This window comes from Agrobacterium sp. 22-223-1, assembly GCF_053522385.1.
Map to the genome: position 1 here is coordinate 257,758 of NZ_JBNWCN010000003.1, position 25,369 is coordinate 283,126.

Annotated in this window: 20 protein-coding genes; 16 read left to right on the top strand and 4 right to left on the bottom strand. The window is 59.7% G+C overall.

Annotated elements, in window-relative coordinates:
• Positions 1-16: 16 nt before the first annotated feature.
• Positions 17-1,468: an aldehyde dehydrogenase gene (locus ACQZ60_RS16575; RefSeq protein ID WP_448735656.1), complete on the top strand. Its 1,452-nt coding sequence runs from the start codon at positions 17-19 to the stop codon at positions 1,466-1,468.
• 23 nt (positions 1,469-1,491) lie between these two features.
• Here ACQZ60_RS16575 and ACQZ60_RS16580 read toward each other — a convergent pair whose 3' ends face one another.
• Positions 1,492-2,388, bottom strand: a complete 897-nt coding sequence (locus ACQZ60_RS16580) for a choline sulfate utilization transcriptional regulator (protein WP_448735657.1) — start codon at positions 2,386-2,388, stop codon at positions 1,492-1,494.
• Between the two features lie 94 nt (positions 2,389-2,482).
• Here ACQZ60_RS16580 and choX point away from each other — a divergent pair, with 94 nt between their 5' ends.
• Complete coding sequence (choX, locus tag ACQZ60_RS16585; protein ID WP_142846082.1) at positions 2,483-3,436, top strand: choline ABC transporter substrate-binding protein; 954 nt, start codon at positions 2,483-2,485, stop codon at positions 3,434-3,436.
• A 14-nt stretch (positions 3,437-3,450) separates the two neighbouring features.
• A complete protein-coding gene (gene betC, locus ACQZ60_RS16590) occupies positions 3,451-4,965 on the top strand; it encodes a choline-sulfatase (RefSeq protein WP_448735658.1) in 1,515 nt (504 codons plus the stop codon).
• 66 nt (positions 4,966-5,031) lie between these two features.
• On the opposite strand, the gene ACQZ60_RS16595 is transcribed toward betC, so the two are convergent.
• Positions 5,032-5,499, bottom strand: coding sequence for a hypothetical protein (locus tag ACQZ60_RS16595; protein WP_448735659.1), 468 nt, complete (start codon positions 5,497-5,499; stop codon positions 5,032-5,034).
• Positions 5,500-5,576: 77 nt separating this feature from the next.
• Entirely contained in the window at positions 5,577-6,464 is an 888-nt protein-coding gene (locus tag ACQZ60_RS16600; protein WP_080858040.1) for an AraC family transcriptional regulator, read from the bottom strand.
• Between the two features lie 197 nt (positions 6,465-6,661).
• Between ACQZ60_RS16600 and melA (ACQZ60_RS16605) the strand changes: the two genes are divergently transcribed.
• The 11 genes from melA (ACQZ60_RS16605) (at position 6,662) to ACQZ60_RS16655 (ending at position 22,097) form a co-directional block, all read left to right on the top strand.
• Positions 6,662-8,128: an alpha-glucosidase/alpha-galactosidase gene (gene melA, locus ACQZ60_RS16605; RefSeq protein ID WP_020811642.1), complete on the top strand. Its 1,467-nt coding sequence runs from the start codon at positions 6,662-6,664 to the stop codon at positions 8,126-8,128.
• Between the two features lie 108 nt (positions 8,129-8,236).
• Complete coding sequence (locus ACQZ60_RS16610; RefSeq protein ID WP_065657676.1) at positions 8,237-10,324, top strand: ABC transporter substrate-binding protein; 2,088 nt, start codon at positions 8,237-8,239, stop codon at positions 10,322-10,324.
• Positions 10,325-10,411: 87 nt separating this feature from the next.
• A complete protein-coding gene (locus ACQZ60_RS16615; protein WP_078053910.1) occupies positions 10,412-11,419 on the top strand; it encodes an ABC transporter permease in 1,008 nt (335 codons plus the stop codon).
• A gap of 1 nt (position 11,420) precedes the next feature.
• Positions 11,421-12,557, top strand: coding sequence for an ABC transporter permease (locus tag ACQZ60_RS16620; RefSeq protein WP_448735660.1), 1,137 nt, complete (start codon positions 11,421-11,423; stop codon positions 12,555-12,557).
• Between the two features lie 12 nt (positions 12,558-12,569).
• Positions 12,570-14,240, top strand: a complete 1,671-nt coding sequence (locus tag ACQZ60_RS16625) for an ABC transporter ATP-binding protein (protein ID WP_448735661.1) — start codon at positions 12,570-12,572, stop codon at positions 14,238-14,240.
• Between the two features lie 22 nt (positions 14,241-14,262).
• Positions 14,263-15,636, top strand: coding sequence for an alpha-glucosidase/alpha-galactosidase (gene melA, locus ACQZ60_RS16630; RefSeq protein ID WP_080853436.1), 1,374 nt, complete (start codon positions 14,263-14,265; stop codon positions 15,634-15,636).
• 417 nt (positions 15,637-16,053) lie between these two features.
• Complete coding sequence (locus ACQZ60_RS16635; RefSeq protein ID WP_448735662.1) at positions 16,054-17,118, top strand: HlyD family secretion protein; 1,065 nt, start codon at positions 16,054-16,056, stop codon at positions 17,116-17,118.
• Positions 17,119-17,129: 11 nt separating this feature from the next.
• Positions 17,130-19,898 carry a ribosome-associated ATPase/putative transporter RbbA gene (rbbA, locus tag ACQZ60_RS16640; RefSeq protein ID WP_448735663.1) on the top strand — a complete coding sequence of 923 codons (2,769 nt, stop codon included), beginning with the start codon at positions 17,130-17,132 and terminating at the stop codon, positions 19,896-19,898.
• The gene (locus ACQZ60_RS16645) at positions 19,895-21,013 is read left to right on the top strand and encodes an ABC transporter permease (protein ID WP_059756311.1); all 1,119 of its coding nucleotides are present in this window, start codon (positions 19,895-19,897) and stop codon (positions 21,011-21,013) included. The genes rbbA and ACQZ60_RS16645 overlap by 4 nt, the downstream gene beginning before the upstream one ends.
• Before the next feature lie 115 nt (positions 21,014-21,128).
• Positions 21,129-21,731, top strand: coding sequence for a hypothetical protein (locus tag ACQZ60_RS16650; RefSeq protein ID WP_448735664.1), 603 nt, complete (start codon positions 21,129-21,131; stop codon positions 21,729-21,731).
• A gap of 219 nt (positions 21,732-21,950) precedes the next feature.
• A complete protein-coding gene (locus ACQZ60_RS16655) occupies positions 21,951-22,097 on the top strand; it encodes a DUF1127 domain-containing protein (RefSeq protein ID WP_003521716.1) in 147 nt (48 codons plus the stop codon).
• Between the two features lie 434 nt (positions 22,098-22,531).
• Here the strand turns inward: ACQZ60_RS16655 and ACQZ60_RS16660 are convergent, their stop codons facing one another.
• Positions 22,532-22,975 (bottom strand): response regulator, encoded by a 444-nt coding sequence (locus tag ACQZ60_RS16660; protein ID WP_065657684.1) that lies wholly within the window; start codon positions 22,973-22,975, stop codon positions 22,532-22,534.
• 477 nt (positions 22,976-23,452) lie between these two features.
• Between ACQZ60_RS16660 and ftsZ the strand changes: the two genes are divergently transcribed.
• Positions 23,453-24,415, top strand: a complete 963-nt coding sequence (ftsZ, locus tag ACQZ60_RS16665; RefSeq protein WP_003521714.1) for a cell division protein FtsZ — start codon at positions 23,453-23,455, stop codon at positions 24,413-24,415.
• A gap of 234 nt (positions 24,416-24,649) precedes the next feature.
• Complete coding sequence (locus tag ACQZ60_RS16670) at positions 24,650-25,348, top strand: GntR family transcriptional regulator (protein ID WP_031234148.1); 699 nt, start codon at positions 24,650-24,652, stop codon at positions 25,346-25,348.
• The last annotated feature ends 21 nt before the right edge of the window (positions 25,349-25,369 follow it).

Below are 25,369 nucleotides of genomic sequence, written 5' to 3' on the forward strand. Positions count from 1 at the left end.
ATTCAGGAGGAAGACCATGCAGACAGTCAATCTTTTCATCGGCGGCGACCATTGCCCGGCCACAAGCGGCAAGCGTTTCGAACGCAGCAACCCCATCACCGGCGATGTGGCGACGAGTGCTGCGGCGGCAACGGTGGAGGACGCCACCCGGGCAGCCGATGCCGCGGCGGCCGCTTTCCCGGTCTGGTCGGCAACGCCGCCCGGTGAACGCCGCCGCCTGCTTCTGGCTGCCGCGCAGGCGCTTCTCGCCGCCGGGCCTGACATTACCCAGGCGATGAAGGAAGAAATCGGCGCAACCGATGCCTGGGCCGGTTTCAACGTCAAACTGGCAAGCGATATGCTGGTGGAGGCGGCAAGCCTGACGACCCAGATCAAGGGAGAGGTCATCCCTTCCAACCGTCCCGGAACCATGGCGATGGCGCTGCGCCAGCCCGCCGGTGTCGTGCTGTCCATCGCGCCGTGGAACGCGCCGGTCATTCTCGGCGTGCGCTCCATCGCCACGCCGCTCGCCTGCGGCAATACGGTTGTCATGAAGACCTCGGAACTGTGCCCGCGCACCCATGCGCTGATCATTGAAGCCGTCGCTTCGGCGGGTCTGCCCAAGGGCGTGCTCAACGCCGTCTCCAATGCGCCCGAAGATGCGGCAAAGATCGTCGATACGCTTATCGCACACCCCGCCGTCAGACGCGTGAATTTCACCGGCTCGACCCGCGTTGGCCGGGTGATTGCCGAAACCGCCGGCCGTTATCTGAAACCCGCTTTGCTGGAACTGGGCGGCAAGGCGCCGTTCATCGTGCTTGATGATGCCGATATCGATGCGGCTGTCGCGGCTGCCGCTTTCGGCGCCTATATGAACCAGGGCCAGATCTGCATGTCGACGGAGCGCATCATCGTGCTCGACAGCGTTGCCGATGCATTTGTGGAGGCCTTCGCCAAGAAAGCGTCGAGCCTCACGGCCGGCGATCCGCGTGAAGGCAAAACACCGCTCGGCTCGCTGGTCAGTGCGGAGGCGACATCCCGCATTCGGTCGTTGGTGGATGACGCTGTCTCCAAGGGCGCTCGGCAGGTGGCCGGTGGCGGCGGCACCGGCACGATGCTCGATGCGATTGCCATCGATGGCGTCACCCCCGCCATGCGGCTCTATGCGGAGGAAAGCTTCGGTCCTGTCGTTTCGATCATCAGGGCCGGCAGCATCGATGAGGCGGTGAGCATCGCCAACGAAACCGAGTTCGGACTTTCGGCTGCGATTTTCGGCAGGGATCAGGCAAGAGCGCTTTCGATTGCCGCCCGCATCGAAAGCGGCATTTGCCACATCAACGGCCCAACCGTTCACGATGAGGCGCAGATGCCCTTCGGCGGGGTCAAGGCTTCCGGTTACGGCCGCTTCGGCGGTACGGCGGGCATTGCGGAATTCACTGAGCTACGCTGGGTCACGCTGCAGGACGGGCCGCTGCATTATCCGATCTGAACCAAGAGCGCTGGCGGGCGGCGTCATCGCCGCTCGTCGATCAGCCAGCCGGTGAGTTTCCTCACCGCGCTGTCGCTGCTTTTCGGCCGCATCAGCCAGTAGCCGCGTCCCGGTGCGTCAAGGCTTGGGCCTGCCGTCACCAGCACGCCGGCCTCAAGCAACGGATCGACCAGTCCGGCCCAGCCGAGCGCGAAACCCTGTTCGCCAATGGTTGCCTGCACCACCATGGTGTAATTGTTGAAGCTGATATCGCCGCCATCATGCTCGGCACCGCGATGCACGCCGAAATGCTTGAAATAGGCAGCCCAGTCGAACCAATGCGCCTGTGACGTGTTTTCGAGGTGGATGAGTTTACGCCGCGAAAAATCCGCAACGGTTGCGGGTGCCGGTGTCTCGGCCAGCAGGGCAGGCGAGCAGACAGGCGTGACCTTTTCCGAAAGCAGCAATACCGCCCCGTCGCCCGCCTCCTGCCGCGTTCCAAAAATTATCATCACGTCGCTATCGTGTTTGCCCTGGCCCAGCGGGTCCTGCGTTGCGACGATCTGGATGTTGATGTCTGGGTTGAGCGCGCGAAAACCGTGCATGCGCGGGATGAGCCATAAGGAAGAGAAGGCATAGTCCGTGTGCAGACGGATGGTCTGCCGTTCCTCCGTCCGGCGAAGCTGCTGTGCGAGAAGGTCGATGGCGTCGACATTGCGCGAGACGATCTCGAACAGCCGCTGGCCCTCCGTCGTCAGTTCGATACCGCGATGTTTGCGCCGAATGAGCGCCACGCCCAGCTCATCCTCCAGCCGGCGAATCTGATAGCTTACGGCCGGCTGCGTCAGCCGCAGGGATGCCGCAGCCGCCGTCAGGCTGCCGCGGCGGGCAACCTCGGTGAAAATGCGCATCCATCCCAGATCGAGCGGCCTGTCTGACATTAAAATTCCTTATATTAACTATCGAAAAATACCCGCTTCACAGGCAAAAGCAACGTGGTGTTCAATAAACTGGATTGATAAAACGGGATCCGCAATGAAAACCATTTCTCATCTGCATCGCATCGCCGCCGGTCTCTTTCTGTCCGTGGCGGCCTTCTCCACCCCGCTTCAGGCGGCCGATGACGCGGCCTGCAAGACGATCCGTCTCAGCGATCCCGGCTGGACCGACATTACTGCCACCAACGGTGTCGCTTCCGTTTTGCTCGATGCGCTGGGTTATGAGGCTGACGTCAAGACGCTGTCGGTGCCGATCGGGTATCAGGCGATGAAGAATGGCGAAATCGACGTTTTCCTCGGCAACTGGATGCCGGCGCAGAAATCCTTCGTGGACGATCTGAACGCCGCCAAGGCAGCCGAGGTGATGACGAAGAATCTTGAAGGCGCAAAGTTTACGCTGGCAGTGCCTTCTTACATGGCGGAAAAGGGCGTCAAGGATTTCGCCGATCTCGCCAAACATGCCGATGAATTTGAAAGCAAGATTTACGGCATCGAGCCCGGTGCGCCAGCCAACCAGAATATCCAGAAGATCATCGACGCCAATGATTTCGGCCTGAAGGGCTGGCAGCTCGTCGAATCCGGCGAGCAGGCCATGCTGGCGCAGGTGGAGCGGGCGGGCAGGGACAAGAAGGCCGTGGTCTTCCTCGCCTGGGCGCCGCATCCGATGAATGAGAAGATCGATATCGCCTATCTCTCTGGCGGCGACGCCTATTTCGGTCCGAATTTCGGCGGCGCGGAAGTCTATACGCTCGCCCGCACCGGCTGGCCGCAGCAATGCCCGAATGCGGCGACGCTGTTCAAGAACCTGAAATTCGATATCGGTATGGAAAACAGCCTGATGGGCTCCATTCTCGGTGGTGAGGATTCGAAGGCGGCGGCAGCTGCATGGCTGAAGGCCAATCCGAAAGCGCTGGACGGCTGGCTGCAGGGCGTTACCACGCTGGATGGCAAGCCGGGTGCGGACGCCGTCAAAGGCAAGCTTGGTCTCTAAGCCGGAAAGTGGAAATGCCGCGTCCCAATGTCCTGATCCTGATGGCCGACCAGTTCAACGGGACGTTTTTTCCCGATGGCCCGGCCGATTTTCTTCACGCACCCCATCTCAAAACACTGGCGAAGCGGTCCGTCCGCTTCGCCAACACCTATACCGCAAGCCCGCTCTGCGCACCGGCTCGCGCCTCCTTCATGTCCGGGCAATTGCCAAGCCGCACGCGGGTTTACGATAATGCCGCCGAATTTGCTTCCGATATTCCGACCTATGCGCACCACCTGCGGGCGGCGGGTTATTACACCGGCCTTTCAGGAAAGATGCATTTCGTCGGCCCGGACCAGCTGCATGGCTTCGAGGAGCGCCTGACGACGGATATTTATCCCGCCGATTTCGGCTGGACACCCGACTATACCAGGCCGGGTGAGCGGATCGACTGGTGGTATCACAATCTCGGTTCGGTCACCGGCGCAGGCGTTGCCGAAATCACCAACCAGATGGAATATGATGACGAGGTGGCCTATCACGCCACCCGCAAGCTCTACGATCTGTCGCGTCGTCTAGACGACCGGCCGTGGTGCCTGACGGTCAGCTTCACCCATCCGCACGACCCCTATGTGGCGCGGCGCAAATTCTGGGACCTCTACGAAGACTGCCCCGAGCTTGATCCGCAGACATCGGCGATTGCCTTCGACGAGCAGGATCCGCATTCGAAACGATTGCTGGAAGCCTGCGATCATGAAGCTTTCGATATTTCACCGGAGCAGATACGCCGGGCACGGCGCGGTTATTTTGCCAATATCTCCTATATTGACGAAAAGATCGGCGAAATTCTCGACGTGCTGAAGGCGACGCGGATGGAGGAGGACACGATCATTCTCTTCCTGTCCGACCATGGCGACATGCTGGGCGAGCGCGGGCTGTGGTTCAAGATGTGTTTCTTCGAAGGTTCCGCCCGCGTGCCTCTGATGGTGGCCGCACCCGGCTGGCAGCCGGCCCTGATCGACACGCCGGTCTCAACGCTCGATGTCACGCCGACGCTCTGCGGTCTGGCGGGGCTCGATATCACCTCGCTCAAACGCTGGACGGATGGCGAGGATCTGGCGGCGCTGACGGCGGGGACTGGCGAGCGTGGCCCGGTGCCGATGGAATATGCCGCCGAAGGCTCGATAGCACCGCTCGTCGCCCTTCGCGACGGCCGCTACAAGCTATCGGTCTGCGAGGCCGATCCGCCGTTGCTCTATGATATCGAGGCGGACCCCAAGGAACGCACGAACCTTGCTGGCGATCCCGCTTTCAGCGACGTTCTCTCATCGCTTTCCGCTGAAATCGACCGGCGATGGCAGCTCCCGGTTTTCGACGCGGCGGTGCGGGAAAGTCAGGCACGGCGTTGGGTGGTCTACAAGGCGCTGCGCAACGGCGCTTATTACCCTTGGGATTACCAGCCTTTGCAGAAGGCCTCCGAGCGCTATATGCGCAACCACATGGACCTTAACGTGCTGGAGGAAAACCAGCGGTATCCGCGCGGGGAATGAAGCGGGTAGGGCCTATCGCGTCGCCTTTTGAGCTTTGGGTTCGCCCCCAATGGGACGACTTACTTTTCATCGCTGCGACGCGAAAAGCCGGAGCCTGACCCAGTTCAGCGCTGCAAGTTTGAAGCGATCGTAAAATGACCGTACGAAACGTACATAGCGCATGATCCATGCGAGCCAGGGATAGGTGAGGAGCTTTTCCCGGCCGGCGTGATAAATACGCTCGACGATCAGGAATGTCGCGAGATGGGCAAGGACCGTCAGAACCAGTCCCACCTTGACGGCGCCATGGGCAATGAGGACGAGACCGATGATCTTCATGGGTTCGGCGATGGCGAAGGGCACCGCAAGGCAAAAGAGAATGGCAAGACGCGGCAATCGCGCGATCCGGCTTTCCAGTCGCTTGATGAATGTCAGTCCGGATATGGCCCTGATGACGGGCCGGTAGAGCGGGCGGAAAATGCCGTCGAGGATGAGGGCGAAAACGATGATCGCCCGAAGCGGAAAGACGAGGATCGTCCGGATTATGCTCTTCACCTCGGCGGGTCTCCAAATAGGGCGCAAGGCCCATCCTTAATCGCCTGAAAAATGTCAAAACGAAGTCGTGTTGTCGTTCAGCCTTGCCGCACGCTCGCATACATGCCGGTGGTGCGAAATTCGCTCGGATTGGTGCCGTAGAGCCTGCGAAAGACCTTGGAGAAATAGTTCGGATCCTCGAAACCGCACAGCACCGACACCTCCTTGATGGGAAGGTTGGCCGCTGAGGTGAGAAGCTTCGCCGCCCGGCGCAGGCGTCGCTGCAGCACGAATTCCGCCGGCGACAGGCCCTCGCTCGCCGCGAAGATGCGGGAAAAATGCGCGCGGCTCAAGCCTGCCACCGCCGCAAGGTCGCTGACCGAAAGCCGTTCGCCGAGATGGCTGTCTATGTAGCTCAGCACCTGCTGCATGGTGCGATATTCGCCGCCGAAAGAAGGATGAGAACCGAAGACATCGTCATAAAGCGTCATTGCCGCTTCATAAGCGACGGCGGAGGCGGCACCTGGCGTTTCCGCGCCATTGACGAGGCGCGAGCAGCATTCGGCAAGATGATCCACGGTCTCGGGCTGGAGTTTGAGGATAGGGCCGGTGACGGAGAGGATATTGCGGTGAATGCGCAGAGCTTCCTCGCCATTCATGGAAATCCAGAAGAATTCCCACTCCTTGCCTTCTTCCAGCCAGTAGCGGTGATTGTGCGGTATGAGCAGCAGCAGGGTTTCGCCCGGCCTCACCACATAGTGGCGGTTCTCGTAACGCAGGTTGCCCTGTCCGGCGATGCAATATTGCAGCACGGTAAAAGGCGTCTGGCCGCGTTTGCGCCCGTCCCAGTCGTAATTGCCACTGCGGCGGATTTCATAACCGCTGCTGGTCGGCATGGTGTGCAGCGTCTGGCGGCCGCGCGGCAGCGAAACTGTTCGCATGCCGGGTCCCTGATCGATCAAATCCTGCAGCACAAAATTACCCATGAAAGCATAATCCTTCTCTGGTCCTTACCGATATTATACGCATAATCCCGATCCGAGGAGACAGCCAGCGGGATATTGCTGCTGAAAAATTGGGAGTAAGGCCGGTTTTCCGGGATTCTTACGGGTATTTTTCTGCAACGCCATTTTACGATCCTGCGGCCCGTTTCACCCGTTCGATTTGCAACAGAGGTGGCGTTATGAGTTTCAAAATCGCTATTATTGGCGCAGGCAGCGTCGGTTTCACGAAAAAACTGTTCACCGATCTCCTGTGTGTGCCGGAGTTTCGCGATATTGAAGTCGCGCTGACGGATATCAGCCAGCGCAATCTGGATATGATCAGGGCGATCCTCGAGAAGATCGTCGAGGCCAATGGTTTCCCCGTCAAGGTGACGGCCGATACCGACCGCAGGCGGGCGCTGGAGGGCGCGAAATATATTATCAGCTGCGTGCGGGTCGGCGGGCTGGAAGCCTATGCGGACGATATCCGCATTCCGCTGAAATACGGCATCGACCAGTGCGTGGGCGATACGATCTGCGCCGGCGGCATTCTCTACGGTCAGCGCAACATTCCCGTCATTCTGGATTTCTGCAAGGATATCCGCGAAGTCGCCGCACCGGGTGCGAAATTCCTGAACTACGCCAACCCTATGGCGATGAACACCTGGGCGGCCATCGAATATGGCAAGGTGGATACGGTCGGTCTCTGCCACGGCGTTCAGCACGGCGCCGAACAGATCGCCGAAATTCTCGGTGCGAAAAGCGTGTCCGAGCTGGATTACATCTGCTCCGGCATCAACCACCAGACATGGTTCATCGATCTGAGGCTCAACGGTCGCAAGATCGGCAAGGACGAGCTGGTCGCGGCCTTTGAGGCGCATCCGGTCTTCTCGCAGCAAGAGAAACTGCGCATCGACGTGCTGAAGCGGTTCGGCGTCTATTCGACGGAAAGCAACGGCCATCTGTCCGAATATCTGCCGTGGTATCGCAAGCGGCCGGAAGAGATTGCCCGCTGGATCGACATGTCCGACTGGATCCACGGTGAAACCGGGGGGTATCTGCGCCACTCCACCGAAACACGCAACTGGTTCGAAACCGAGTTTCCGCAGTTCCTCGCCTCGGCCGCCAAGCCCATCGATCCGGCCAAGCGCTCCAATGAACATGCGAGCCACATTCTGGAAGCGCTGGAAACCGGGCGTGTCTATCGCGGTCATTTCAACGTCAAGAACAATGGCGTCATCACCAATCTGCCGGCGGACGCCATCATCGAATCCCCCGGTTTCGTCGACCGTTTCGGCATCAACATGGTCTCAGGCATAACCCTGCCGGAAGCCTGCGCAGCCACCTGCATGGCCTCCATCAACGTGCAGCGCATGTCCGTGCATGCGGCGGTGAGCGGCGATATCGATCTTTTGAAGCTTGCCGTGCTGCACGATCCGCTGGTCGGTGCCGTCGCCACACCGGAGGAGGTCTGGCAGATGGTGGACGAGATGGTCGTCGCGCAGGCGCGCTGGCTGCCGCAATATGCCGATGCCGTGCCGGCGGCGAAGGAGCGGCTTGCGAAATCCAGGGTCAAGACCCGCGACTGGGCCGGTGCCGCCCGCCGCAATGTGCGCTCCATCGAAGAACTGCGGGCCGAAAAATCGGCGCTGAAAAAGGCTGTTTGAAGGAAAAGGCATGGGAACAGGCCGGGCGGCGGAAGGGAGTTCGCCGCCACGGCCAGAACGATCACAGAGGGTGGGCGGTCGAAGAGCTGCCATTTGGGAGGAATGACGATGTTACTTCAACGCAGGATCGGTATCATCTCGGCACTGGGTCTCGGTGTTTCGATGATCGCACTCAATGCGAATGCCTTCGAGACCACCACGCCGCCGGAGCCGCCGCAATTTCCGGCCGAAGGCAAGATCAACTATGTGGCGCGCGATTCGATCCTCGAATTCAAGGCGCTGCCGAGCTACAGCGAGCCTGACTGGGTTAGCGAGAAATTCGAAAAGACCGGCAAGCTGCCGCCCTTGAAAGAGCGCCTGCCGGAAGAACCGCTGGTCTACAAGACCGGCAATATGCCCGACGGTATGGGCGTTTACGGCGATACGATGCGCCATGTGGTCGGCGGCAGGCCCGAGGGCTGGAACTATATTGCCGGCCAGAGCCAGGGCTGGGGCGGCATCGATATCGCCCTTTCCGAATGCCTGACGCGCACCGCACCGCTCTTCCAGGTGGATGCCAAGGATACCGAGCCGCTGCCCAATCTGGCGAAAAGCTGGGAATGGTCCGAGGATGGCCACAAGCTGACGATGCATCTCGTCAAGGGCGCGAAATGGTCGGACGGCGAGTCCTTCAATGCCGATGACGTGATGTTCTACTGGGAAGATGCGGTCGTCGACCCCAATGTTTCACCGCTTGGCGGCGGCGCATCGCCCGAGGCTTTCGGTGAGGGAACGACCCTTAAAAAGATCGATGATTACACCGTCGAATGGACCTTCAAGGCGGCTTTTCCCAAGCAATATCTCTACACCATGGCCTATCCGAGCTTCTGCCCCGGGCCGTCGCATATCCTGAAACCGCAGCATCCGAAATATTCCAAGAATACCTATAACCAGTTCAAGAACGCTTTCCCGCCGGAATATATGAACATGCCGGTCATGGGGGCATGGGTGCCGGTCGCTTATCGGCCTGATGACATCATCGTGCTGCGACGCAATCCCTATTACTGGAAGGTGGATGAGAAGGGCCAGCAGCTGCCTTATCTCAACGAGGTGCACTACAAGCTTTCCACCTGGGCCGACCGTGATGTCCAGGCCGTGGCAGGATCGGGCGATTTCTCCAACCTCGAACAGCCGGAGAATTTCGTCGCCTCGCTGAAACGCGCCGCCGACCCCAATGCGCCGGCCCGTCTTGCCTTCGGGCCGCGGCTCATCGGCTATAATCTGCAGATGAATTTCTCCGCCAATGGCTGGGGCAATCCGGATGAGCGTGGGCAGGCCATTCGTGAACTGAACCGCAACGAGGTGTTCCGTCAGGCCGTCACATCGGCCATCGATCGCAAGGCAGTCGGCGACTCGCTGGTGAAGGGGCCGTTCACGGCGATCTATCCGGGCGGCATTTCATCGGGCACCAGCTTCTATGACCGCGCCTCAACGGTTTATTACCCCTTCAACCTCGAGGCCGCCAAGGCCGCGCTCGCCTCGATAGGCCTGAAGGATACGGACGGCGATGGTTTCCTGAATTTCCCGAAGGAAACGCTGGGTGGCCGCAATGTCGAGATTACCCTTCTCGTCAATAACGGTTACGCGACGGACAAGAGCCTCGCGGAAGGTCTTGTCGGCCAGATGGCGAAACTCGGCCTGCGCGTCGTCATCAACAGCCTGGATTCCAACCAGCGCGATGCTGCCCATTATGGCGGGCAGTTCGACTGGCTGGTGCGCCGCAACTCCACCGAGCTTTCATCCGTGGTGCAGAATACCGAGCAGCTTGCCCCTGTCGGCCCGCGCACCAGCTGGAACCACCGCTCGCCTGAAGGCAAGGAACTCGATCTGATGCCGTTCGAGAAGGAGATGGCCGATCTCGTGCGCAAGTTCATTTCCTCGCAGGACAATGCCGAGCGGGCCGAACTGATGAAGCAATATCAGAAGGTCTATACGCAGAACCTCTATACGATCGGTCTCACCGAATATCCCGGCGCGCTGATCGTCAACAAGCGGTTCTCGAATGTGCCGCAGGGCACGCCGATCTTCATGTTCAACTGGGCTGAAGACTCCATCATCCGCGAACGCCTTTGGGTCGCGGCGGATAAGCAGGGCAAATACGAACTCTTCCCGCAGCAGCTTCCCGGCAAGCCGGGTGAGGGCGGACCGATTAACTAGAACTCCTCCCGGAGAAAACCCGGTACCGGTCGCGCGTGAAGCGCGGCCGGAGATACACGGCCCATCCAAACCGAGGAAGACCGTTCGATGCTGAGATTTCTGACGATACGCGTTGCATCCGCCATTCCGGTATTGTTGATCCTGAGCGTGGTAACCTTCGCCATCATTCAGGCACCGCCCGGCGATTATGCCGACTACATCCGCTCGCAGCTGATGAACCAGGGCGGCGCGTCCTTCGAACAGGCGGAAGCGCAGGCTCAGGCTTATCGCATCGAGCACGGCCTCGATAAGCCGCTCGTCATTCAATATTTCAACTGGATCGGCGGCATCGTCACCCGCGGCGATTTCGGCTACAGCTTCTATTACAACAAGCCGGTCGCCGATGTGGTTGGCGAACGCCTGCCGCGCACCATTGCGCTGGCGCTGGTCTGCCACATCCTCGCGTCCGTTCTCGGCATCGCCTTCGGCATCTGGGCGGCTACACGGCAATATTCCTGGGTCGACAACCTGCTCTCAACCATCGCCTTCCTCGGCATGACGATCCCGCGCTTCCTGATGGCCCTGATCCTCGTCTATCTCATGGTGTTTCATTTCGATGTGTCGGAGATCGGCAGCTTCTTCTCGCCGCAATATGGCGGTGCGCCATGGTCGTGGGGTAAATTTGTCGATCTCGTCAGCCATGTCTGGCCGGTGGTCGCCATCGCCGTCTTCGGTGGGCTGGCCTATAATATGCGGGTGATGCGCGGCAATCTGCTCGATACGCTGAATGCGCAATATGTCGAGACGGCGCGCGCCAAGGGTCTTTCGGAAGGCGCCGTCATCATGCGCCATGCGGTGCCGAACGCCGTGCACCCGCTCGTCATGTATCAGGGCGTGGTGCTGCCTTACATGCTGAGCGGCGAGATCGAAACCGCGATCATCTTCGCGTTGCCGACCGTCGGCCCGGCCATTGTCGGCTCCATGGCGGTGGGGGACGTCTATGTCACCGCGACCTTCATGATGGTGCTGGCCGCAACGCTGATCGTCGGCAACATCATCGCCGATATGCTGCTTGCCATGCTCGACCCACGCGTTCGCGAATTCGGGAGGGCCTGAGATGATGGCGTTTGACGAGATGAAGACCGAAACCGCCACCGCAGCAAAACCCGACCGTTCCGCCCATGGCAACGAGACCTATCTCGCGCTGGTCTGGCGGCGTCTCAGACGCTCCTTCACAGGCATGGTCGGGCTGGTGTTGGTGGCGCTGTTGATCCTGATCGCCATCTTTGCGGATTTCTTCGCGCCGATGAACCCGCTCGAAACCCATGGCAGCTTCTCGCCGCCGCAGGTGGTGCGCTTCACCGACAAGGACGGCAATTTCAGCCTTGCACCGCGCGTCTATGCCATCGCCGAAACCGAAGAGCTTGATCCTGTCACCTTCCAACCCATCGTCGGGCCGGATTACGACAATCCCGTCTATCTCGGCTTCTTCGTCAAAGGTGCGGAGTACAGGCTGCTGGGCCTTATCCCGATGAGCCGTCACTTCTTCGGCTCGACCGACGGCCAGCCGGTGCATTTTCTCGGCACCGACAAGTTTGGACGCGACGTGCTCTCGCGCGCCATCTATGGCTCGCGCATCTCGCTTGCCATCGCCTTGAGCGTCGTCGCCATCGTCACCGTCATCGGCACCAGTGTCGGTCTGATATCAGGCTATTTCGGCGGGCCGCTGGATGCCTGGGTGCAGCGCTTTGTCGAAGTGGTGCTCGCTTTCCCGCAATTGCCGCTTTACCTTGCGCTGACCTCACTCATCCCGGTAACCGCACCCACTACCGTTTTCCTTGTCTTCGTGGTCGGTGTCATGTCGGCGCTTGGCTGGGCGCAGATGTCGCGCGAGGTGCGCGGCAAGACGCTGGCGCTGGCGCGCATCGATTATGTGCGGGCGGCGATTGCCGTCGGGGCCACGGACCGGCGCATCATTTTCCAGCACATCCTGCCGAATGTGATGAGCCATGTGATCGTCGCCGTGACGCTGCATATTCCAAGCGTCGTGCTGCTCGAATCCTTCCTCGGTTTCCTCGGCTTTGCGGTCAAGCCGCCGCTCATCTCCTGGGGGCTGATGCTGCAGGATACGGCGACCTATTCCGTCATCGGTTCCTATCCCTGGATTCTCGCGCCGGTCGGTTTCGTGCTGGTCACGGTCTTCGCCTTCAACGCGCTCGGCGATGGCCTGCGCGATGCCGTCGATCCCTATTGAGAGGAGCGTAATATGGTTGCTGCTGCACAGAACAACACGTACGCGCCCGCCATCCGCTTCGATGCCGATGACCGAAACGACGCCGCCATCATCGATGCCCGCAACATTGCCGTGACCTTCAAAGTGGAGCACGGCACGGTGGAGGCGGTGAAGGACATTTCCTTCCAGCTTTATCGCGGCGAGACGATTGCCATCGTCGGCGAATCCGGTTCGGGAAAATCCGTCACGGCCCGCACGATCATGGGGCTTTTGACGAAGCGGGCGTCCGTTGCGAAATCCGCGACCGTGCGTTTCAACGGCGACGACATTCTGAAATTTTCCAGCCGCCAGCGGCGGGCGCTGCGGGGCAACCGCATCTCGATGATCTTTCAGGAGCCGATGAGTTCGCTGAACCCGATCTATACGATCGGCAGCCAGATCGTCGAGGCGATCCGCGTTCATTCGAAACTCAGCCGGAAAGAGGCCGAGGCGAGGGCGCTCGATCTTCTGCGGCAGGTGCAGATACCGGAGCCGGAAGCGCGGCTGAAGCAATATCCGCACCAGCTGTCCGGCGGCCAGCGGCAGCGTGTGATGATTGCCATGGCGCTTTCCAACGATCCGGATGTGCTGATTGCCGACGAGCCGACCACCGCGCTAGATGTGACGGTGCAGGCGCAGATCCTCAACCTCATCCGCGATCTTCAGAAGAAGCGCGGCATGGCCGTGGTTCTCATCACCCATGACCTGACGATCGTGAAGCAGTTTTCCGATTATGTTTATGTCATGCAGCATGGCGAGATGCGTGAGCATAACACCACGGAAAAGCTCTTCGAAGCGCCGCAGCACCCCTATACGAAAAAGCTGCTTGCCTCCGAACCGCATGGCACGGCAAAGCCGCTGCCGGAAAATTCCGGCGTGCTGCTGACGGCAAGCGGCGTGCGGGTCTCTTTCATGATGCGTTACGGCGGGCTGTTTAAACCCGAACTGAAGGAACTGATCGCCGTCGACAGTCTGGGCCTCACCCTCAATCGGCACGAGACGTTGGGGCTTGTCGGTGAATCTGGTTCCGGCAAGACGACCTTCGGCCAATCCCTGCTGCGGCTGAACGAGCCGGTTGCCGGGGAGGTGATCTTTGACGGGGAGAGGGTGGATGGCCGCTCCCGCGCTGAAATGCGGCCCCTGCGTTCGCGTATGCAGATCGTCTTTCAGGATCCCTTCGCCTCGCTCAATCCGCGCATGACCATCGGCCAGATCATCGAGGAAGGCCTCATCATCAACGACCTTGGGAAAACCAAGGCCGAGAGGCTAGACCGGGTGCGTGATGCACTGGAAGCGGCGGGCATGCCGGGCAATATCCTCTCGCGTTTTCCGCATGAATTCTCCGGCGGCCAGCGCCAGCGCATCGCCATTGCCCGTGCGGTGGCGCTGGAGCCGGAATTCATCCTGCTCGATGAGCCGACCTCGGCGCTCGATCTTTCCGTGCAGGCGCAGATCATCGATCTCCTGCGCAAGCTGCAGGATGAGCGGGGCCTGAGCTATCTGTTCATCTCGCACGATCTGAAAGTGGTCCGCGCGCTCTGCCACCGCGTCATCGTCATGCAGCGCGGGCAGATCGTCGAGCAAGGGCCTGTCGAGGATGTGCTGACCAATCCGAAAACCGAATATACTCAGCGGCTTGTGCGGGCCGCCTTCGAAATCGCTTGAATTCCCAATGCTGGAGGTAGATATGGCAAGAGATCCCAAGATCACATTCATCGGCGCAGGCTCCACGGTGTTCATGAAGAACATCATCGGCGACGTACTGCAGCGTCCGGCCCTTTCGGGGGCCACCATCGCGCTGATGGATATCAATCGCGAGAGGCTGGAAGAAAGCGCCATCGTCGTCAACAAGCTGATTTCGACATTGGGGGCGAAGGCGAAAGCCGAGACCTATACGGACCAGAAAAAGGCGCTTGCCGGTGCGGATTTCGTTGTCGTGGCCTTCCAGATCGGCGGTTATGAGCCCTGCACGGTCACCGATTTCGAGGTGCCGCGTAAATACGGCCTGCGCCAGACCATTGCCGATACGCTTGGCGTCGGCGGCATCATGCGCGGCCTCCGCACCGTGCCGCATCTGTGGAAGATCTGCGAGGACATGCTGGCCGTCTGCCCCAACGCCATCATGCTGCAATATGTGAACCCCATGGCGATCAACACCTGGGCGATTGCGGAGAAATATCCGACGATCCGGCAGGTCGGCCTTTGCCATTCCGTGCAGGGCACGGCCATGGAACTCGCCCACGATCTCGATATTCCTTACGAGGAAATCCGCTACCGTTCGGCCGGCATCAACCACATGGCGTTCTTCCTGGAGTTCGAACACCGCCAGCCGGATGGCAGCTACAAGAACCTTTATCCCGACCTCGTGCGCGGCTACCGCGAAGGCCGTGCGCCAAAACCCGGCTGGAACCCGCGCTGCCCCAACAAGGTGCGTTACGAGATGCTGACGCGGCTCGGTTATTTCGTCACCGAAAGCTCCGAGCATTTCGCCGAATATACGCCCTATTTCATCAAGGAAGGGCGCGAGGATTTGATCGAGAAATTCGGTATTCCGCTCGATGAATATCCCAAGCGCTGCATCGAGCAGATCGAGCGCTGGAAGGGGCAGGCGGCGGCCTATCGTTCGGCCGAGAAGATCGAGGTCAAGCAATCGAAGGAATATGCCTCCTCCATCATCAACTCGGTCTGGACCGGCGAACCTTCGGTTATTTACGGCAACCAGCGCAACAATGGCTGCATCACCTCGTTGCCATCGGATTGCGCGGCGGAAGTGCCCTGCCTGGTCGATCATAACGGCGTGCAGCCCACCTATATCGGCGAGTTGCCGCCGCAGCTCACCGCGCTGATGCGCACCAACATCAATGTGCAGGAACTGACGGTGCGGGCGCTGATGAGCGAAAACCGCGAGCACATCTTCCACGCCGCGATGATGGACCCGCACACGGCGGCGGAACTGGATCTCGACCAGATATGGTCGCTGGTGGACGATCTGCTGCTGGCCCATCGCGACTGGTTGCCGGAATGGACGCAGGTGGAGGTGAAGCGGGCGCGGGCGGTGTGAATGCGGGGGGTGCGGTAATTGGAAGTCGCGGGAGTTTCGTCTGCGGCCGAGTTCACCGACACGCGCCTCTCTCCATATTCGACGTCATCCTCGGGCCTGTCCCGAGGATCCAAACACGTAGCGAAAATTGATAGGTAGCAGATGCTCGGGACAGGCCCGAGCATGACGGAGGGAATGTCATGCTGCCCATCACTTTCGGCGCATGGTTCCCATGGCGTTTCCAGCCTTTGCCCGAAACCTCTCATGCACTTGACTTGTGTCAAAGCCGCAAAACTGACCCTCACCTAAACAGCCGATACCCCGGCCCACTCCCTCAACAGGAGAAATGTCGGGTGCGAATACTAAACGCAAAGGTGGCTGGCTTCTTCGGTTTCATCGTATTAGGGTTGAAATTCGAAGGGTTCATGGGGAAGACGGATGTCTAAAAAAGGCTTGCTCGTTGGTCTGGTGATTCTGGTTATTGCCGGTGTCGCCTATTTCTCCTGGTCAAAGCTGAAGGGTGAGGGACTTCCCGCCGGTTTCGTAGCCAGTAACGGCCGTATCGAGGCCGTCGAGATCGACATTTCCACCAAAACCGCCGGTCGCCTTCAGGACATCATGGTGCGTGAAGGCGATTTCGTGAAGGCCGGGCAGGTGCTTGCCCAGATGGATACGGCGCAACTGGAGGCGAGGAAACGTCAGGCGGAAGCACAGTTTCGCCGTGCGAAAATAGCAATCGATACGGCCCACAGCCTTGTCGCCCAGCGGGAGGCGGAAAAGACCTCGGCGCTGGCGGTGGTGGAACAGCGCAAGGCCCAGCTCGATTCCGCCTCCAAGACCTATGCGCGCTCGAAACAGCTGCTGACCGGCAACGCCGTCTCGCAGCAGATTGTCGATGACAGTGAGGCCGCCGAGCAGTCCGCCCGCGCCACGCTCGCTTCCGCCGAGGCCTCGCTTGCCGCCTCCGATGCCGCAATCAACGCCGCCAAGGCGCAGATCGTCGATGCCGAGGCGGCGGTGGATGCCGCGCAGGCCGATATTGAAAGCATCGAGACGGATATCGCCGATGCGACGCTGAAATCGCCCCGCGACGGCCGCGTGCAATATCGGATCGCCCAGCCCGGTGAGGTGCTGTCCGCCGGTGGACGGGTTCTGAACCTGGTCGATCTCGGCGATGTCTATATGACGTTCTTCCTGCCGACGGCCGAGGCCGGCCGCACGTCCATGGGCTCGGATGTGCGCCTGATATTGGATTCCGCCCCGCAATATACCATCCCCGCCAAGGTTTCCTTCGTCGCCGATGTCGCGCAGTTCACACCGAAAACGGTCGAAACCGAAGAAGAACGCCAGAAGCTGACATTCCGGGTGAGGGCGCAAATCCCGCAGGAGCTGCTGCAGAAATATATCCAATATGTCAAAACCGGGCTGCCCGGCATGGCCTATGTCCGGCTTGATCCGCAGGCCGCCTGGCCGGAAAACCTCGAACGCAATCTCGTCAAGTGAGGGTGGCCACCATGGTCGCGCCCCCCGCAACGAATGACAGGCAAGCACCGGTTGCGCGATTGGCCGATGTGCGCTTGACCTTCGGAAGCACCATTGCGCTGGCCGACATATCGGTCGAGATCCCCGCCGGGCGGATGATCGGGCTTATCGGGCCGGACGGTGTGGGCAAATCGAGCCTGTTGTCGCTCGTCTCCGGCGCGCGCGCCATCCAGAAAGGCAAGGTGGAGGTTCTGGGCGGCGACATGTCCGATCCGCGCCACCGCGAGGATACCTGCCCGCGTATCGCCTATATGCCTCAGGGTCTCGGCAAAAACCTCTATCCCACCCTGTCCGTCTTCGAAAATATCGATTTCTTCGGCAGGCTGTTCGGGCAGGGCGGCAGGGAGCGGCAGGCGCGCATTGCCGAGCTGCTGAAAAGTACCGGCCTCGAGCCCTTCGCCGACCGCCCCGCCATGAAACTTTCCGGCGGCATGAAGCAGAAGCTGGGGCTCTGCTGCGCGCTGATCCACGATCCCGACCTGCTCATTCTTGATGAGCCGACCACCGGCGTCGATCCGCTGTCGCGGCGGCAATTCTGGGAACTGATCGATTCCATCCGGGCCGGGCGTCCGGGCATGAGCGTTATCGTCGCCACGGCCTATATGGAAGAGGCCGCCGGTTTCGACTGGCTGGTCGCCATGGATGGCGGCAAAATACTCGCCACCGGCTCGCCTGCCGAACTTCTCGAGCGCACCTCCGCACCCAATCTCGATGCCGCCTTCATCGCGCTCCTGCCCGAAGAAAAGCGCGAAGGCTACCACGAAGTCCATATCGCGCCGCGCAAGGTGGCGGGTGAGGGCGATTATGCCATCGAGGCGTCGCATCTCAGCATGCGTTTCGGCGATTTCACCGCCGTCGACAATGTCAGCTTCAAGATTCCGCGTGGCGAGATTTTCGGCTTTCTCGGCTCGAACGGTTGCGGAAAATCCACCACCATGAAAATGCTGACGGGGCTTCTGGCCGCCAGCGAAGGCGAGGCGAAGCTTTTCGGGCACAGGGTGGATGCCAGCGACATGGCGATCCGTCACCGCGTCGGCTACATGAGCCAGGCATTCTCGCTCTATTCCGAACTGACGGTGCGGCAGAACCTCGATCTTCACGCCCGCCTGTTCAAGCTGCCGGAAGAAACCATTCAGCCGCGTATCGCCGAAATGGCCGAGCGTTTCGATCTCGGTGCGGTCATGGAGACACTGCCGGATGACCTGCCGCTCGGCATCCGGCAGAGGCTGTCGCTGGCGGTGGCGATGATCCATTCGCCCGACATTCTCATCCTCGACGAGCCGACCTCCGGCGTCGACCCGGTGGCGCGGGACGGGTTCTGGCAAATCCTTGCCGATCTCTCCCGCAACGACAATGTCACCATCTTCATCTCCACCCATTTCATGAACGAGGCGGAGCGCTGCGACCGGATTTCGCTGATGCATGCCGGCAAGGTACTGATCAGCGATACGCCTGACGCGATTACCAAGAGCCGCAATGCGGCAACGCTCGAAGAGGCTTTCGTCGCCTATCTCGAGGATGCTTCGGGCGTGAAAAAGGTGGCGCCTGCCGCCGCTCCTGTCGCGGCAGCGCAGGTTCCGGCGACGCAACATGCTGCACCCAATCGTAAGAGGTTTTTCGATTTCAGGCGCATGTCCAGCTATACACGCCGTGAGGCGCTGGAGTTGCAGCGGGATCCCATTCGCGGCACGCTGGCGGTGCTCGGCAGTGTCATCCTGATGTTCGTCATCGGATACGGCATCAATCTCGATGTCGAGGACCTGACCTTCGCGGTGCTGGACCGTGACGATTCCACCATCAGCCGCGATTACGTGCTCGACATTGCCGGCTCGCGTTATTTCATCGAGAAGGAACCGATCCGCGATTATGCCGATATGGACCGGCGGATGCGTGACGGGGAACTGAGCCTTGCCATTGAAATTCCCCCCGGTTTCGGCCGCGACGTGTTGCGCGGCAAGACGGTGGAGGTGGGCGCCTGGATCGACGGCGCCATGCCGCAGCGGGCGGAGACCGTTCGCGGTTACGTGCAGGGCATGCACCAGACATGGCTGGCGCGCAAGGCCGCCGAGATTTACGGCAGCGCGGCCACGCAAAGCAGTTTCAGCATCGAAACGCGCTATCGATACAATCCGGACGTCAAGAGCCTCGTCGCCATGGTGCCGGCGGTCATTCCGCTGCTGCTCATGCTCATTCCCGCCATGCTGGCGGCGCTCAGCGTCGTCAGGGAAAAGGAGCTTGGCTCCATCGTCAATCTATACGTGACGCCGACCACGCGGCTGGAGTTCCTGATCGGCAAGCAGCTTCCTTATGTCGCCCTCGGCATGCTCAATTTCCTGCTTCTGACGGCCTTCGCCATCTTCATCTTTCAGGTGCCCTTCACTGGAAGTTATCTCGCCTATGCGACGGGAGCGCTGCTCTATGTCATCATCGCCACCTCCATCGGCCTTCTCATGTCGTCCTTCATGAAGAGCCAGATCGCGGCGATCTTCGGCACGGCCCTGCTGACGCTCATTCCGGCAACGCAATATTCGGGCATGATCGATCCCGTTTCGTCTCTGCAGGGGGCGGGCGCCTTTATCGGCAACATTTATCCCGCCACCTATTTCATGACCATTTCGCGCGGCACCTTCTCCAAGGGGCTGGATTTCGCCGGGCTCTCCGGCTCGTTCCTGCCGCTTCTCATTGCCATTCCGCTGCTTCTCATTGCCGGCGCCGCCCTTTTGAGGAAACAGGCGTCATGAAGCTGTTTTCGTCCAACATCTTCCAGCTCGGCATCAAGGAACTGCGCGGCCTTGCGCGCGACGGCATGTTGCTGTTGCTCATCGTCTACGCCTTCACGCTGCAGATTTACACCGGCTCCAGTGCGCTGCCGGAGACGCTGAACAATGCCGCTATCGCCATCGTCGACGAGGATCAGTCGCCGCTTTCAGGCCGCATCAGCACGGCTTTTTATCCGCCCTATTTCTCTCCGCCGAAGCAGATTTCAATTGCGGAAATGGACAAGCGCATGGATGCGGGCCTCGATACATTCGCGCTCAACATCCCGCCGGATTTCCAGCGCCGGCTGATGGCCGGGCAACAGCCGGCCATCCAGCTCAATATCGACGCAACCCGCATGAGCCAGGCTTTCAGCGGCGGAGGTTATGTGCAGAGCATCGTAACGAGCGAAGTTCAGGAATATATCAACCGTTATCGCGGTGCGACGTCGGTGCCGGTGGATCTGACGCTACGCTCCCGTTTCAACCCGGAGCTCGACAAGTCGTGGTTCGGGTCGATCAACAACATCATCACCGCCATCACCATGCTGTCGATCGTGCTGACGGGGGCCGCGCTCATTCGCGAGCGCGAGCATGGCACGGTCGAGCATCTGCTGGTCATGCCGGTCACGCCGCTGGAAATCATGCTCAGCAAGGTCTGGTCCATGGGGCTTGTCGTGCTGGTGGCGTCTGCTTTTTCGCTGTTTGTCGTCGTCAGGGGCCTGCTCGCCATCCCAATCGAAGGCTCGCTCTTGCTCTTCCTGCTCGGAACGGCGTTACAGCTCTTCGCCATGACGTCGATGGGTATCTTCCTTGCGACCGTTGCAGGCTCCATGCCGCAATTCGGCATGCTGCTGATCCTGTTCCTGCTGCCGTTGCAGGTGCTCTCCGGTGCCATGACGCCGCGTGAAAGCATGCCTGATATCATCCAGTACATCATGCTTCTCGCACCCAACACCCATTTCGTCATACTGGCGCAATCGGTGCTTTTCAGGGGGGCGGGGCTGGATGTGGTCTGGCCGCAATTGTTGGCGCTGCTGGCCATAGGCTCCGCGCTTTTCGTTTTCGCGCTTCGCCGTTTCAGACGTTTCCTGCGCTGATTCCGCCTGTTTCCGCGCAAGTTGAATTAATTGTGTTCGGTAACGGTATGTTCGCGTTCCGTGAATATGCCTATGAGGACGGCTGGGTAAGCGGGCTTTGTTCAGGAGTAGCAAAATGAATATTGCAGCACGTCTGTCACTGGCAGCCATGATTGCACTGGCGGCAACGTCATCTCTTGCGTCAGAAGATATGACGTCGGAGACGAGCGAAGCGATATTCGGTTTCGGCGGCGTCCTGACGAAAGAGGACATGCTGAAAAGTGCAGCCCTCATTCCGGTGGAATATGAGCGCAATGCCATTCTGGGCGGCGGCTATCAGTTCTACCCCTACCACATCGGCAACGTGAAACTCGGCGGCGAAATCGGCGTCGCCGCCAGATTTGGCAAGGGCTTTACCGGTGAAGTCTGGGCGGGTCCGGTTGCACGTTACGAGCAGATCAGGCTCGGAGAGCGGCTGTTCATCACGCCGAGCTTTACCGCCGGCCTCAGCCTCGTCACGGATGCGCAGCGTGGCCGCGAGCGGGAACAGGAAATCAAGGACAACGGCAACGCGAATGTCCTGTTTTATCTGGGACCGGAAATCAACGTGTCCTTCAGCGAGGATTCTTCGACGGAATTCTTCTGGCGTCTTCACCACCGTTCCGGCGGTGGCAAAACACTGGGCAATATGAAAGGCGCCACAAACGCCAACGTATTCGGCGTCCGCTACAAGTTCTGAGCGGCGGGGGGCGGTTCTAGGCCCGGCGAACCGTCTGAATTTTAGTCACGTTTCTTTTTCGTCGCAAAGCGTCATGGGGAACCCTTGCGTCTGGCGCATGGGTGGATTGCCTTATTCTGCCTGTTAATTCGTCATCGAAAAGCGCATATAGGGGGCATCAAAGGACGCCGGAACGAAAAACGTTACTGACGTCACCTAAACCTCAGAAAGGGTAATGTCATGAACGTAGCACGCAGCTTCAATAACTGGCGCAAATATCGTCAGACCATCAACGAACTCGGCCGTATGAGCACCCGTGAACTGCACGATCTCGGTATCGATCGTAGCCAGATCACCAGCGTCGCCCGCGCCGCCGTTGGCAGGTAATCAAGGCGATATCGCCTCTTTTGAATGCACAAACGCCCGCTCAGCGGGCGTTTTTGTTTTGGGGATATGGGATGCTTCTGCCGCGAATATCCGCCAGATAATCCGGCGATGTCGAAGTGCCAGCCGAAGGGCGGGGTTTTCTCGACGTCAGGCGATGAATATCGCCATGCATTGAATGCATATCTGTACTGCAAGCTTATGCCTGTCAAATACGCAGAAAAATGCTATCTTCCAATCATCGAAAGGGATGTACCTCCTCCCACATCCTTTTGGTAAAGCGGGTGATCCTACTCCTCCTCCCAAAGGATTGCCCCGGGGACAGCGGTTTTCCTCCTCCCATATCGCTGTTCATCTTTTCAAAAAGCCTGCCCGCACCTCCTCCCGCGGCAGGCTTTTTTGTTTTCAGAAACTTGCCCTTGTCTTCAGGAAATATCTCAGTCGAAAGCCATCATGCCGATGGGCGTCACGGCGTGGGCGCCTGCACGTTTGGCAAGGGCATAGGCGAGGCACTGCTCCACGGCATCCTGCGGCACGGGTTTGGCGATCACGCCGGCGCCGATGCCGAGATTGACGACGACTTCGGGGTTTGCCGTCATGAAGATCACCACCACGCCATGATCTTGGGAAAGCCGCCGTCCGATCTCCGGGCCGGTCTGTCCGTCGGCAAGGTTGACGTCGACGAAGGCGATATCGGCTCGGCTGCCAAGCGCCACGGCGTCTTCCAGCCGGTTGGCGATACCGATGACATCAGCCTCTTCTTCCGCCTGCAAAATGGAATCCTCTATATCCATGGCGATGAGGAATTCGTCTTCCACGATCAGCACACGCGGCTGTTCCGTGCGGAAACCCGGTTCGTTTTGCAAGACGTCTGCCAACATATGCCTGCCTCCATTCTGTGTTTCAGAGCAACGGATTGAAAACTGAATCGCGGTTGCGGATCATCCGAGGCTTCAACTAAACCCGGAGCGGCGGGACCGGTTCCGTTTTATTTCCCGCCGCTCCAGCGCGGTCGGCATGCAAACACTTCTCGGCGCAACTCGTTCCAAAGTGAGATAAACATAGTGAATGGAGTGTAAACGGTGTGCCTTTTCGGCTATCACCTTACAAGAGCGAAGCAGTTGATTCGGTTCGGTTTTCATCCGGGGAAGGGGTCGGAGAACGTCGCCGTGGAGCATCTTTCGCCCCCTGGAACACCGTTCTTTCGCCATTATGGGGTGAAAGGCCGGCATGAAAATTCAAAGCGTTACAGCCTCTTTTCCCCATCGGGGAGGAAGCGCTGGAACCTTGCCGATCATTCGCGTGCCGCAGTCAAAGAACGGCGCGGGACCCTATGAGTTTAGAAAGAGAATAAGACGATGACCCAGTCTCCGCGCGCCACCATTGCCCGCAACACGCCCAATATCGCCGTCGTCGGCGTCGGTGGCGGTGGCGGCAACGCGATCAACAACATGATTGCCGAGGGCATCGGCGGCGTCGATTTCATCGCCGCCAATACGGATGCGCAGGCGCTGAAGAAGACCAACGCGCCGCGGCTCGTGCAGCTCAGCTCCGAGCTGACCGGTGGGCTTGGCGCAGGCGCCGATCCCGAGGTTGGCCGGCAGGCAGCGATCGATTCACTTGACGAGATCATGGATCACCTGAGCGGCTACGACATGTGTTTCATCACCGCCGGTATGGGCGGCGGCACCGGCACGGGCGCTGCCCCCGTCATCGCCGAAGCCTGCCGGGCGAAGAACATCCTCACCGTCGGTGTCGTGACGCTTCCCTTCAGTTTCGAAGGCGCGCGCCGCATGCGGGCTGCCGAATATGGCTTCGCCAACCTGCTCAACACGGCAGATACCGTCATCGTCATCCCCAACCAGAACCTGCTGCGCATTGCCGATGCCGGCACGACCTTCGAAAATGCGCTGAAGACGGCCGACAAGGTTCTGTCGCTTGGCGTGCGCTGCATCACCGATCTCATCCTGCGCGAAGGCCTGGTCAATCTCGATTTCGCCGATGTGCGCTATGTCATGAAGAATGGCGGCCGGGCGCTGATGGGCACGGCGCAGGCCAAGGGTGAAAAGCGCGCCTCGGAAGCGGCGGCCGCAGCCATTGCCAACCCGCTGCTCGGCGAACCGTCGCTGAAGGAAGCGCGCGGCGCATTGGTTTCCATTTCCGGTGGCAACGATCTGACGCTTTACGAGATCGATGAGGCAATGACGCTGGTGCGCGAGGCGGTCAGCGAAGAAACCGATGTGGTGATGGGCGCTTCTTTCGACCCAACGCTAGACGGCGCTTTCAAGATTTCGGTCGTTGCCACCGGCCTGCGCAATTGATGCTGGCTTGAGGAGCGCGGTCCTGATTAAATCGCCTTCTTGAGTTGGCGATACCCTAAAAACAGCGTCCACGCCACAAACTGAACGTTCAAAAGCCGTCGCGGGCAATTTTCGCGACGGCTTTTTGTTGTTTTTGAACAATTATTCCGCCATTCGAAGATGCTGCGGCGCTGCGCGGCGTTGATCGCGAAAAAATATAATAGTACTCTTTATGTCGACAAGAGGGATGTGATAATGACGGATATAATTGCTTCTGCCGAGCGAAAGCGCGGCTCCGGCGTGAAGATGGTCTATGATCTGCTGCGCGACGAGATTCTCGATCTGGTTCTGCCGCCGGGCAGCCCCATCGATGAGGTGCAACTTGCCGAAAGGTTCAAGATGTCGCGCACGCCGATCCGCGAGGCGCTGGTGCGGCTTTCGGGCGAGGGGCTGATCGATACGTTGCCGAACCGTTCGACCATGGTGTCGAATATCGATTTCCTCAACATGCACACCTATTTCGATGCGCTGGTGTTGATGTATCGGGTAACGACGCAGCTTGCCGCGCAATATCACCGTCCGGAGGATCTGGCCGGAATCCGCGCCCATAATGCGGAATTCGCCATTGCGGTGGAGGAGCAGGATGCGCTGGCGATGATTTCCACCAATGCCGCCCTGCATCTTTCCATCGCCGAGGCCGGGCGCAATCCCTATTTTACCAGCCTGTTCAAGCGGCTGCTGGACGAGGGACGACGCATCCTCCGGCTTTATTACCAGTCCTATGACGATCGTTTGCCGAAGCGTTTCGTCGACGATCATGATGAGATCATCGCGGCTATCGCTGCGCGTGATACCGTTCTTTCCGAGAAACTGGCCCGTGAGCACGCCGAGCAGATCGTGCGGCAGGTGCAGAAACTGCTGGTGCGAAACGAGCGTCTGGAAATAAATCTGTAGCTTGTCGATTTCTTGTCGACA

Excerpts from the sequence above, each read along its gene's own strand:
- ACQZ60_RS16620 (WP_448735660.1), top strand. The coding sequence starts at position 11,421 with ATGATGGCGTTTGACGAGATGAAGACCGAAACCGCCACCGCAGCAAAA.
- ACQZ60_RS16580 (WP_448735657.1), bottom strand. The coding sequence starts at position 2,388 with ATGTCAGACAGGCCGCTCGATCTGGGATGGATGCGCATTTTCACCGAG.
- melA (WP_020811642.1), top strand. The coding sequence starts at position 6,662 with ATGAGTTTCAAAATCGCTATTATTGGCGCAGGCAGCGTCGGTTTCACG.
- ACQZ60_RS16575 (WP_448735656.1), top strand. The coding sequence starts at position 17 with ATGCAGACAGTCAATCTTTTCATCGGCGGCGACCATTGCCCGGCCACA.
- ACQZ60_RS16645 (WP_059756311.1), top strand. The coding sequence starts at position 19,895 with ATGAAGCTGTTTTCGTCCAACATCTTCCAGCTCGGCATCAAGGAACTG.
- ACQZ60_RS16635 (WP_448735662.1), top strand. The coding sequence starts at position 16,054 with ATGTCTAAAAAAGGCTTGCTCGTTGGTCTGGTGATTCTGGTTATTGCC.
- ftsZ (WP_003521714.1), top strand. The coding sequence starts at position 23,453 with ATGACCCAGTCTCCGCGCGCCACCATTGCCCGCAACACGCCCAATATC.
- ACQZ60_RS16655 (WP_003521716.1), top strand. The coding sequence starts at position 21,951 with ATGAACGTAGCACGCAGCTTCAATAACTGGCGCAAATATCGTCAGACC.
- ACQZ60_RS16600 (WP_080858040.1), bottom strand. The coding sequence starts at position 6,464 with ATGGGTAATTTTGTGCTGCAGGATTTGATCGATCAGGGACCCGGCATG.
- ACQZ60_RS16625 (WP_448735661.1), top strand. The coding sequence starts at position 12,570 with ATGGTTGCTGCTGCACAGAACAACACGTACGCGCCCGCCATCCGCTTC.
- ACQZ60_RS16650 (WP_448735664.1), top strand. The coding sequence starts at position 21,129 with ATGAATATTGCAGCACGTCTGTCACTGGCAGCCATGATTGCACTGGCG.
- ACQZ60_RS16610 (WP_065657676.1), top strand. The coding sequence starts at position 8,237 with ATGTTACTTCAACGCAGGATCGGTATCATCTCGGCACTGGGTCTCGGT.
- choX (WP_142846082.1), top strand. The coding sequence starts at position 2,483 with ATGAAAACCATTTCTCATCTGCATCGCATCGCCGCCGGTCTCTTTCTG.
- rbbA (WP_448735663.1), top strand. The coding sequence starts at position 17,130 with ATGGTCGCGCCCCCCGCAACGAATGACAGGCAAGCACCGGTTGCGCGA.
- betC (WP_448735658.1), top strand. The coding sequence starts at position 3,451 with ATGCCGCGTCCCAATGTCCTGATCCTGATGGCCGACCAGTTCAACGGG.
- ACQZ60_RS16660 (WP_065657684.1), bottom strand. The coding sequence starts at position 22,975 with ATGTTGGCAGACGTCTTGCAAAACGAACCGGGTTTCCGCACGGAACAG.
- ACQZ60_RS16615 (WP_078053910.1), top strand. The coding sequence starts at position 10,412 with ATGCTGAGATTTCTGACGATACGCGTTGCATCCGCCATTCCGGTATTG.
- ACQZ60_RS16670 (WP_031234148.1), top strand. The coding sequence starts at position 24,650 with ATGACGGATATAATTGCTTCTGCCGAGCGAAAGCGCGGCTCCGGCGTG.
- melA (WP_080853436.1), top strand. The coding sequence starts at position 14,263 with ATGGCAAGAGATCCCAAGATCACATTCATCGGCGCAGGCTCCACGGTG.